The organism is Aeromicrobium sp., from assembly GCF_050700635.1.
Taxonomy (GTDB): domain Bacteria; phylum Actinomycetota; class Actinomycetes; order Propionibacteriales; family Nocardioidaceae; genus Aeromicrobium.
Genome location: NZ_JBOHDT010000180.1, coordinates 1 through 10,776, shown reverse-complemented (window position 1 = coordinate 10,776; position 10,776 = coordinate 1). Strand labels below are relative to the sequence as shown.

6 protein-coding genes and 1 pseudogene are annotated in these 10,776 nt (G+C 69.0%); 2 read left to right on the top strand and 5 right to left on the bottom strand.

Annotated features, from left to right (window positions below; genetic code table 11):
• From ACRDPN_RS14310 to ACRDPN_RS14300, 3 genes are all read right to left on the bottom strand, one after another.
• Nucleotides 1-405, bottom strand: a 405-nt coding sequence (locus tag ACRDPN_RS14310) for a S1 RNA-binding domain-containing protein (protein ID WP_431449240.1), incomplete at its 3' end; no start/stop codon positions are given.
• Nucleotides 406-569: 164 nt separating this feature from the next.
• Complete coding sequence (locus ACRDPN_RS14305) at nucleotides 570-1,841, bottom strand: M18 family aminopeptidase (protein ID WP_431449238.1); 1,272 nt, start codon at nucleotides 1,839-1,841, stop codon at nucleotides 570-572.
• Between the two features lie 18 nt (nucleotides 1,842-1,859).
• Nucleotides 1,860-2,870 (bottom strand): DUF3068 domain-containing protein, encoded by a 1,011-nt coding sequence (locus ACRDPN_RS14300; RefSeq protein WP_431449236.1) that lies wholly within the window; start codon nucleotides 2,868-2,870, stop codon nucleotides 1,860-1,862.
• Nucleotides 2,871-3,026: 156 nt separating this feature from the next.
• Here ACRDPN_RS14300 and ACRDPN_RS14295 point away from each other — a divergent pair, with 156 nt between their 5' ends.
• The gene (locus tag ACRDPN_RS14295) at nucleotides 3,027-4,799 is read left to right on the top strand and encodes a hypothetical protein (RefSeq protein ID WP_431449234.1); all 1,773 of its coding nucleotides are present in this window, start codon (nucleotides 3,027-3,029) and stop codon (nucleotides 4,797-4,799) included.
• A pseudogene (locus ACRDPN_RS14290) lies at nucleotides 4,796-5,827 on the top strand (acyltransferase family protein); the annotation flags it as partial. The gene ACRDPN_RS14295 and the pseudogene ACRDPN_RS14290, both read left to right, overlap by 4 nt.
• A 14-nt stretch (nucleotides 5,828-5,841) precedes the next feature.
• Here ACRDPN_RS14290 and ACRDPN_RS14285 read toward each other — a convergent pair.
• Nucleotides 5,842-9,975, bottom strand: a complete 4,134-nt coding sequence (locus ACRDPN_RS14285) for an alpha-(1->3)-arabinofuranosyltransferase domain-containing protein (protein WP_431449232.1) — start codon at nucleotides 9,973-9,975, stop codon at nucleotides 5,842-5,844.
• Complete coding sequence (locus ACRDPN_RS14280) at nucleotides 9,942-10,679, bottom strand: class I SAM-dependent methyltransferase (RefSeq protein WP_431449230.1); 738 nt, start codon at nucleotides 10,677-10,679, stop codon at nucleotides 9,942-9,944. Before ACRDPN_RS14280 ends, ACRDPN_RS14285 begins: the two co-directional genes overlap by 34 nt.
• Between the last annotated feature and the right edge of the window lie 97 nt (nucleotides 10,680-10,776).

Sequence of the window (10,776 nt, the reverse complement as noted above, 5' to 3'; positions counted from 1 at the left end):
CTCGATGACGGTGCCTTCGACGACTCCGTCCTCGGCCTTGATCTTCTCGATGTCGCCCCAGGCGCGCTCGTACTGGGCGCGCTTCTTGGACAGGATCAGACGGCCTTCCTTGTCCTCCTTCTGGAGGACGAGGGCTTCGACGGTGTCGCCCACGGCGACGACGTCGTTGGGATCGACATCGTGCTTGATGCTCAGCTCACGGGAGGGGATGACGCCCTCGGTCTTGTAGCCGATGTCGAGGAGGACCTCGTCACGGTCGACCTTGACGATCGTGCCGTCGACGATGTCGCCGTCGTTGAAGTACTTGATGGTCGAGTCGATGGCCTTGAGGAAGTCTTCCTCGTTGCCGATGTCGTTGACCGCAACCTGCGGTGCCGCAGAAGGAGTTGCGATGCTGCTGCTCATATAGGGGTGGACTCCGATGAATGGATGGAATTGTCGGTCGGCGGGCAGCCCTTGGATCGTGGGAATGTCGAGGGGATGGGCCCGACACGGGCACGAGCACGGCCCTGCTCCGTCCGAGGAACGCGCAGGCCACCAGCGCCCTTCAAGGGTACGGGATCGCCGAGTCAGCCGGGGAGGGGGCCCTGCGGGGAAAAGAAGGCCGTGAGAGCGCGCGTGTACAGGTCGATGTCGACGGCCGCCATGACCTCGCGGGCGGAGTGCATCGCCAGTTGCGGCGCGCCCACGTCGACGGTGATCATTCCCGTACGCGCGGCGCTCTGGGGCCCGATCGTGGAGCCGCACGGCAGATCGGCGCGGTGCACATAGCGCTGGAGCGGCACACCGGCCCGCTCACAGGCCAACGCGAACGCCGCCGCACCGCGTGACTCAGAGGCGTAGCGCAGGTTCTGGTTGACCTTGAGCACGGGGCCCCCGCCCAGCGCGATGTGGTGCAGCGACTCGTGCCGGTCTTCGTAGTTCGGATGCGTCGCGTGCGCCATGTCGCCGGACGCGCACATCGACGCGGCGATCGCTCGGTGGTAGTCGTCTCGCGAACCACCGGAAGCGAGCACGATGCGTTCGAGCACGGTCGTCAACAGGTCCGACTGGGCGCCCCGCTCGCTGGTGCTGCCGACTTCCTCGTGGTCGAACAGCACCAGCATGGGACGGATCCCGTCGATGGCGTCGGCGGCCAGGAGCGCCTGCAGGCCTGCGAAGCAGGTGGCCTGGTTGTCGAGACGCGGGGCGGCCACGAGGTCGCCGGCTGCACCCACCCGGGCGCTGGGCTGGATGACGTGAGCCATCAGCTCGAAGCCGAGGACATCCGGCCGGGCGAGGCCCTCGCGCTCACACAGCCAGACCAGGAACTCCCGCGGCTCGACGCCCCACACGGCATTCAGGTGTCGCTGCGGGTCGATGTCACGCCCCTTGCGGTCCTCGTCGAGGTGGATCGCGAGATGCGGCACTCGCAGGACGGGTTCGTCGATGCTCACGAGTCGCTCGCCGCCGTCGCGGAGCACAACCCGTCCGGAGACGCCGAGATCGCGATCGAACCAGGTGTCGAGCAGCGGGCCGCCGTACGGCTCGAGCGCGACGACCGCGGCCGCGTCGGTGCCGACGTCGTGGTGCTGCTTGAAACGCAGGTTGGGGCTGTCGGTGTGGGCGCCGACCACCCGGAAGGCATCGGTTGCCACATCCGTCGACGACCACGCCACCAGCGACCCTCCCCGGACGACGTAGTGCCTCCCCGCCTCGGTGGGCCACGGCTCCCGCTCGTCGAGTCGTGACCACCCGGCCGCCTCCAGATCGGCCGCAACGGTGCGGCAGACGTGGAACGGTGTGGGCGAGGCGTCGACGAATCGGAGCAGCTGGTCGGCTGCATCAGGGGTCGGGCTCATGCAGCGGAGCCTATGTCGTTAGCCGACTCCGGCGCCGACCGGCGTCCGCTGCTGGTCTCCGTCCGATCGGCGCGAGCGACGACCACGTCGGCTGAGAAGACCCAGGCCGATGAGGAGGACGCCCAGCACGAGCCCGACCAGCGGGATCGTCGACTTCACCAGCCCCAGCAGGAGCGCCTTGCTCTCGTACTCGTCGACGAAGCCCTGGGTGGTCTCGTCGGTGTACTCGAGTGTCGCCTTCGTGGTGGTGAGCCTTCGCTCGCCGTCGACCGCGAGGAACGAGTCCTGCTGCTCACCGCCGACGAGGATGACACCGGTCGTGGGCTCGACGCTGAACGTTCGCACGTTGGAGTACATCCGGTCGGCGGTGACCGTGGCGGCGTTCTCGTCGACGAGGTCGCCCGGGACGTCGATCGTGCCGGACTTGGTCGGCTCGATGGTCTGGCGGAACTCGTACACTCCCAGGCCGTCGATCTCGCCCTCGCCGACGTACTCGACAGTCGTGGCGCGGTCGATGGTGCCGTCCCAGAACTTGTAGCTCTTCTTCTGGGTGTCGAAGGGGAATTTGAAGTACTGACCCTCGAACCCGGCTGGCTCGGTCTTCTCGCCACCGGACTCCGACGTCGCTCCGGCCCAGGTGACGGCCGCCCCGCTCGTACGGTCGAACGCGACGAGGTCGGTGGTGCCGCTCAGCGGGGTCTTGCCGGCCGAGCAGTCGAAGTCGGGCTTGCCGGTGCAGCTGTACGTGTGCCAGACGACCACGTCCTGGCGGAGATCCTTGCTCACCGCCTTGCCCTGCTTGACGTCGCCCGAGACGATGCGCGTGGACTTGAGCGGTCCGCTCACCACCTCGAGCTTCTTGATGTCGAGGTATTCGGCATCGGCACCCGCCTTCGTCTCCGAGATGCTCGTCGAGGTGTTGTTGAACGGCGCGACGGCGAGCCGGTCGTACATGTAGAACCTGGTCAGCGCGGCAAGCGCCAACAGGAACGCACCGAAAAACAGCGCAACCGTCCCCAGCTTCCTCACAGTGGGCTCCCTCCCAAGCATGCGACGGCTGACCTTAACAGGGCCCGAGGGTCACGTCGGTGCACCGAGTGCGTGAGATCATCCGGTCTTGTGAGCGACGACCGAGGGAGTGGTCTACGGGCCCTCGTTCCACCTGACGTGACCACGGCTCAGCTCGTGCGGACCGCCGCAATCACGCTGGTCGGCCTGCAGATCGTCCTTCGTGCATGGTCGATCCAAGGTGGCTGGTTCTACAGCGACGACTTCCTCCTGCTCGAGAAGACCGCGGTCGAGCCGTTCGGGCTCGATGTCCTGATGAGGCCGCACGACAGCCAGCTCATGCCCTTCGGCATCGCCCTCGTCTGGCTGGTCTCCCACGCTGGTCCGTTCGCATGGATGCTGACCGCGACGCTCACGCTGCTGATCCAGGTCGTGGCGTCGACCTCCTGCTACCTGATGCTGCGCACCGTGTTCGGCGATCGCTGGGGCATCCTGGCGCCGCTCGCCCTTTATCTGTTCGCCGCCATGTCTCCCGACGTCGTGATGTGGTGGGCGGCCTCACTCAACGGTCTGCCGATCCAAGCCGCATTCTTCCTCCTGGTGAGTGCGGTGGTCGTGTGGGCACGAGATCGTCGCGCACGGGCCGTGGTGTGGGCGGTGCTCGCGCTGGCTCTGGCCGCGGCGAGCGGCCCGCGTGGACTCGTCATGGTCGTGCCGATCGGCCTGTTCATGACGTTCTTCCTGTCGCCAGGTGGCCGATGGTTCACCAAGCCGTGGACCGTCGCGCGGCTGCACTGGCCGTTCGTCGTCCCGCTGGCGGTTTTGGCCGCCGGCTACGTCGCCGTGTACGCGATGACGACACCGTCACCGGTCGCAGCCGTGGGCGACGCGCCGGCACTCCAGATCGGACGGCAGCTCGTCGGCACCGCGTGGCTGGCGCCACTCGTAGGCGGCCCGTGGCAGTGGCGGCTCGTCGCCGACCCGGTGAGCGTGGCCGCTCCCCCGCTTGTCGCCCACGTCGTCGCCGCGATCGTCGTCGTGGCGACGCTGGTGGTTTTGGTTCGACGGAACCCTCGACCGGCGCTCGCGGCCCTCGCGATGCTTGCCGCGCAGCTGCTCGTCACCTATCTCGCCATCGTCTTCGGACGCGGGCTCCAAGTCGGAGAGCTCGCCGCGCTCCTCACCCGCTATCTCGCCGACACCCTCCCGGTGACGGCACTCGCCCTCGGCTTGGCGACCATGCCGGTGCTGGTCGCCGGGGCACCCGCGTTCCGCCGCGAGCTTCCGGCGCCTGGCGCTCTCTCGCGCCCGAGGCGATTCCTGATGGCGGGTGCGGCGATCGTGATGCTCACCGGCGCGGTGGCGAGCACTCTGGCCTACGTCGCACCGTGGCACCGAGAGTTCCCCGCGCGCGAGTTCGTCGCGAACGCCCGGGCCACGACCGCGGCGGACCCGGTACCCGTGGCCGACGTCGAGGTGCCCGAGCTGGTGCAGCTGCCGATCCACCACCCGCACAACCTGCCGTCGCACCTCTTGTCGCCGTACGGTGACCTCGTGCAGACCTCGAAGTCCGGTAACGACTTGCGGATCCTCGACAACCGCGGGCGCAGCAGCCAGGCCAATATCAGTGGCGGCACGGTGGCCGAGCCCGGCGACGAGGAGGGCTGCGGGTTGCGCATCGGCTCACGACCGCAGCGGGTCGAGCTCACCCGCGATGGCATGGACGAGTTCCCGTGGACCTCGCTGAACTACGCCGCCTCCGCGGACGGTCAGGCGCAGGTACGCTTCGACGGCCGCAGGGCGTACGAGATCGACATCGCCGCCGGCCCTCACACGTACTTCCTCGTCGGCGACGGGGCGTACTCCACCATGGAGATCCGCACGACAACCCCCAGTCTCAAGCTGTGCCTCGACGTGGTGCGCGCGGGCCCGATTTCGGCACTGTCATGACCGACACCACGGCCACGCTGACCTTCCCCGGCCTCGACACGCTGCGCGCCGTCGCGTCGATCGCCGTCGTCGCCACGCACACGGCCTTCTGGGCGGGCGCTTACGACGAAGGTCTGCCGGGTGCCGTGGCACAGCGCCTGGAGATCGGCGTGGCCATCTTCTTCGTCCTGTCGGGTTTCCTCCTCTCCCATCCCTGGCTGCGACACCTGCGCACCGGTGTGCCGCACGACAGCGTCGGACGTTACTTCTTCAAGCGCGCATTGAGGATCCTGCCCGTGTACTGGGTGGCCGTCATCGCCGCTCTGCTCCTGCTGGAGCAAAACTCCTCGGTGGCTCGGGCTCGATGGATCGGCAACCTGTTGCTCGTGGACATGTACGGCAACGACGTGCTCCCGCACGGCCTCACCCAGATGTGGAGCCTCGCCACCGAGGTCGCGTTCTACGCTCTCCTTCCGGTCGGCATGCTCCTGCTGGGACTCGCGGTTCGGAACCGTTGGCGACCTCTGCTCCTGATCGCGCTGCTCGTCCTGGTGTCAGCGGGGTCGCTCGTCTGGAGCGCCGCGGCCGCCGGTCAACTCGCCTCCTGGGGAACGTGGGTCACGCAAGCGCTGCCGGGATACCTCGGCTGGTTCTGCCTGGGCATCGCGCTCGCCGTGCTCGACGTCGACCGCCGCCACCGCACCGGCGGACGAGAACTCGCCCCCGTTCGCTGGTGTCGCGCAGCGGCAAGCGCACCGGGTGCCTGCTGGCTCGTGGCGGGCGCTGCGCTCGTCGTCGCCGCCACCCCGATCGCCGGCGAGGCCGCCCTCGTGGCGCGGACGGCGTCGGAGTCGGTGTGGCGGAGCATCCTGTACGGGGTCGTGGCTGGCGCGGTCATGCTGCCCAGCATCTTCGGCGACGGTCACACCCGGTACGCCCGAGCGATGGCCCAACCGTTCCTGCGTCACCTCGGACACATCTCCTACAGCCTCTTCTGCTGCCACCTCATCGTCCTCGCTCTGCTGTACGAGGCACTCGACCTGACGCTGTTCTACGAGAACTTCTACGTCGTCTTCGCGTTGACCTTGTCGGTGAGCCTGGTCGTGTCAGAGGTGTTGTACCGCTTGGTCGAGCGGCCCTTCCTGCGTCTCAAGAACGCCGGACGGCGCACACCCAGGCGAACAGGCACGAGGCAGGACAAGGCCACCAGCACGAGCAGCTGAGGAGCGGCGTACTCACCGGCCCACGACGCAGACCCGTCCCACGGACGAACGACGGAGACGACTCCCGCGGCAAGGACTGCTGTCGGAGCCACGACCGAGCTCAGACGCATCCCGCGCCACCTGAGGCGCGCGGTCACGTGTCCGACGCCCGCCGAGATCAGGCCCGGCACACCAGCCGTCATCCCGGCGACAACCGCGAGACCCAGCAGGAGGCCGATCGCCGACGTTCGTCGGGGTTCATCGGTCGTCGGCCACCTCCTCTGGGTGCGTCGAGGCACCAGTGCCACCAGCGCCAGCGCCACCAGGAAGACCGCCCCGACGGCGAGCATCACCCGGTACGTCCGGCCGGGACCGAACGACGTCTCGACCTGGCCGAGTCGGTCTGGGGCGACGTACCAACCCTGTCGCCAGCCATCGAGGACTACAGGCTCGAGCCCGAGCCGGCCGTCCGACGTCCGGGCGATCCACCCGGGGTTGGTGTTGTGGGTGGTCGCCAGCACAGCGGCGCGACCCTCATCCGACACGGCGGAGGACGCCGCAGCATCGCCCGTGAGAAGGAGGTCCACCGGGCGGATTGCCGACGTCCCCGTGACCGTGATCCGGTTGGTGCCCGCGCCCAGCGAGAGTCGATCTCCCTCCTGGCCGCACCCCCGTGCTTCCACGTTCCTGCCGTACAGCAATCTCCGCGGCGATGCCACCACCCTGGTGCGCTGCTCACGTCCGTTCACCGACACGGTGGGCCCCGAGCCGCACGGGTACGAGCGCGACTCGGCGTCGAGACTGATCGGGAACCCACCTGCATCGGGCACCGACATCTCGGCGACGCCGAGCGGGAGTCGCTCCACCGCCCCGTCGAAACCAACGGAAAGTCGGGGCGTCCCGGCGAGGAGGTGGATCTCGACCGAGGAGGTGCGGACCCGATCGAACCGGATCCGTCCGCGCTCGACGTCGACCACCGTCTCGGTGCCGTCGTCGAAGACGAGGCGAACCCGGGGTGGTGTCGAAGCGGCGAGACTTCCTGATGTCCGGAGTCTCAGCTCATCGACGGCGCGAGGGCTGATCCAGCGAAGCGTGAGCGTCGGGTCGCCGTCGTCGTCGGCTGCGACCCATCCGGTCGTGTCACGCCCGTCCACTGCCGCCAGCGCACCTGCGCGTGGATCATCGGTCTGTTGCGAGCTTGCCTCGACCGTTGCCAGCCTGTCCCGCTGCAGGAGCGCGGTCAGGTCGGACCCGCCGTCTGCGGTGACCCGAAGGCGGGTCCGGAACCCGCCGGCAGAACCCAGCTCCAGCTCCCGATCGAGCATGCGGTCCTCGTCCGTGCGCACGGCTTGGTCTTCTGAGCAGCGGCGCACGCCGTCGAGGAACAGGCACCCGGGCACCCTGCCGGCCGGGGCCTGGAGCAGGATGCCGGTCGGGTTTCCCCACGCGGTGGGGAGTTCGGGCAGGACCAGTGGGCGCGACAGCCGGACGTTCTCGAGACCGACGTCGCTGACGGCGAGGGGTCGGTTGAACGTGCCGACACCCGCGATGCCGACCCGACCGACTCGACCGACGTCCACCCGCACCGGTGTGCGCCCATGCGCGCGGACGGTCCGATCGCCCTGCTCGGTGGTGACGGTGAGCTCCTGCGACCGGCCCGCCGGCTGGTCGATCGTGATGGTGGCGGCGCCGACATCGATTCTCTCGTCGAGCTCGAGGCGGAGCCAGGACTCCGTGCCGGACTCCTGCAGGCCGGGCTGCCATGACGTGGTCGGATCGGCGTCGAACGCCGCCCACGGCTGGGCTGACGGATCGAGCAACGGGAAGGCGCCGATGTCGGACCGGCTCGACGAGGCGGTGAGGGATCGAGCGCCATCGAGCCGCGGGACGCTGGTCCAACCACGAAGTGACGCCTCGTCGTACCTGTGCACGCCCCGGTCCGACCGGTACGCCTCCGCAGGCGTCAACGATGCCGAGCGGTTGCGGCGCACTGCTCCGAACGCGGCCTCATGACGACGGTTGCCATCGGTCAGCATCACGCTCGGGTAGGTCCGTCGTTCGTCGGCGTCCTGACCGAGCACGGCCGTCTCACCGTCACCGAGTCCGAGCTCGTCCAGACGCAGCAGCGAGCTCGCGTCACCGGCGACGACCCCGACGTCCTCGGCGGCTGGGACGGTACGCCGCATGACGCCGCCGTCGATGGCGAACATCTCGATCGCCGGTCGCCGCGACTGCCAACCACGGTCGACGAACACCCGGCGGCCCCGGTCGGTCAGCGTCGGTCCGCCGCCGACGTGGGGTCCGAACACCGCGACCCGACTCACGCCGGGCGTCGACTCGAGGGTGGAGCGGACGAGCTCCGGCGACACGACGTCGCCCGATCGTTCGATGTCGTGGCGGACGACGATCGTGCCGATTCCGGCTCGGCGGAGGAAGTCGGCCAGACCCTCGGAACCGCGACCGGTGGCAAGGGCGTTCGACATCGTGTCGAGCATCTCGATGTTGCCGCCCGGGGCGAGCGGGATGACGTTTCTCACCGCCCACGGCTGGGTCGCGAGCGGCTGCAGTGGTTCGTCGCGCGTCCGTCCCCAGACGTAGGCGCCGAACGTCGTGGCGGGAGCCAGGACCGCACGGCCGTCGGGACGGTTGTCCAGCCACGCCGCGGCTTCTCGCCAGTACTCCGGCACCTCGGTGAACGACGACTTCGGAGCAAGGTGCCCCGTCCACGCAGGGATCGACGCGCCGAGCATCGCCACACAGGCGACGAGCCCGACCCCGACGGTCGAGGCGTCGGCCCGCACCGCGCCGTCGAAGGCGCGACCGCGGGTGAGCATGGTGACGCCATGGCACAGCCCGATGACGAGTGGGATGCGGATGAGCACGTCGAACTTGTGGGTGTTGCGCAGCGGTGACAGTGCCCCGTCGAGGAGATCGCGGACCAGGTCGACGCCGAAGCCGGACGTCGATCCCACGTGCCCGAGCGTCACCAGGGCGACCCCGGTGAGCAGTCCCGATACCAGGAATCGTCGATGCGGGAGATCGGTGCGAGCAAGACCGAGCACCCCGAGCGCCAGGATTACTACGCCGTTCACGATCAGCACCGGGTCGGTGATGAGTGAGTTGCCGGCGTCCGTGTACGTGTCGACGTACGCCACCCAGTTCGACGTGCCCCGCATGGCGTCCACGAGCGTGGCGGTGAACGTGGTGTTCGTGACGCTCTCGATGTAGTCGAGGAACGGTGGGCTGTACCGGCCGAGCAGGAACAGCGGAAGAAGCCACCACAGCGCGCCCATCAGGACGAACGCCGGCCACCACGACATGAGGGCCCGACGCCGCGGGCCCCGCGGTGCAGACCAGATCCACCAGGCCGCGAGCGGCACCGCCGCGAACGTCGCGACGGCGTTGACGCCACCGATGCACGCGACCACCAGCGCGCTCAAGGCGGCGAGCCGGCGCGGGTTCCCCCGCCTCGTGGCGACCACGAGCGGCACGAGCACCCAGGGAGCGAGCGCCGACGGCCACATTTCGATCGACGACGCACCGATGACGGACAGCATGCGAGGTGAGAGTGCGAACGCGAATCCGGCGAGGATCCTGGTCCACCCGACGCCGATCTCCAGGACGCTCAGGAGCTTCACCGTCCCGAGGAAGGCAGCGACCAGGAGCACCGACCACCAGAGACGCTGGGTGACCCATGGCGGCAGGTCGGCGAGATGGCCGGCGGCGAAGAACGGGCCCATCGGGAAGAGATAGCCGTACGCCTGGTTCTGGACCTGGCCGAACGCACCGATCGGGTCCCACATCTGCAGGGCTCGCTCCAGGAAGCCCAGCGGCGCCGCCGCGAGATCGAGCTTCGTGTCGGCGACGACTCGTCCGGGAGCCTGCGCGAATGCCACGGCGACGAGCACCAGGCTCCACGCGGTGAGCCGGAACCGCGTGACGGACCTGCGATCGCGCGGCGTCACACCTTGCGCATCACGATCGCGAGGTTCCATGTCACCACCTCTCGCAGGCCGGCCACGCGCACGACCCACCACAGCCAGCGCGGCAAGTAGCGCGGGACCAGTGCGACCACCACGGTGCGCGGCTGGGCCTGCGCCCAGCGAAGACCCGTGGCAGCGGTGACCGCGAAGAGTGAGGTCCCGAAAACGTTCTTGGGTCGATGGCCGTGCCGGCGCTCATATCGGCGGGCCGCGCGTCCGCCGCCGAGATAGTGCCAAGGCGACGTCTCGTGCCCGCCCCAGGGGCCCCACCAGAGCGTGTACGACAGAAAGACGAGTCCGCCAGAACGCGTCACCCGCACCATCTCGTCGGCCATCCGCCACGGGTCGCGGACGTGTTCGTGCTCATTGGAGGAGTAGGTGTCGTCGAAGCTGTCGTCGGCGAAGGGAAGCTCCATCCCACTGCCGAGAACGGTGCCGGCCTCCGACTGACCTCGACCGGACATCTCGCCGAGGTCGGCGTCCAGCGCCGTGTAGCGGGCGCCGGCCGCTCGGAACGCCTTGGCGAAATAACCCGGTCCCCCGCCGACGTCAAGCACCCACTGGCGGTCGAGCGGCGCGTACGAGCGGACCTGGCCGACGGAGTCGGCGGCCAAGGTGCCGTAGAAGTGGTCCGGGTCGGACTGCTCGACACGAAAAGCCCTGAGCAACCGCCATGAGCGGCGCAGCGTCGGGCGGAAGGGGGTGTCGTCCGGCACCCGATGACGATAGCCGAGCCGTGGACCACCCAAGGGCTAGGATGACGCGTCGCGTGAGGGCGCGACGAGGGAGCGGCGGGACCGGGCACACCGGTTC

Coding starts and splice junctions, on each gene's coding strand:
- ACRDPN_RS14305 (WP_431449238.1), bottom strand. CDS start 1,841: ATGAGCCCGACCCCTGATGCAGCCGACCAGCTGCTCCGATTCGTCGAC.
- ACRDPN_RS14285 (WP_431449232.1), bottom strand. CDS start 9,975: ATGGAACCTCGCGATCGTGATGCGCAAGGTGTGACGCCGCGCGATCGC.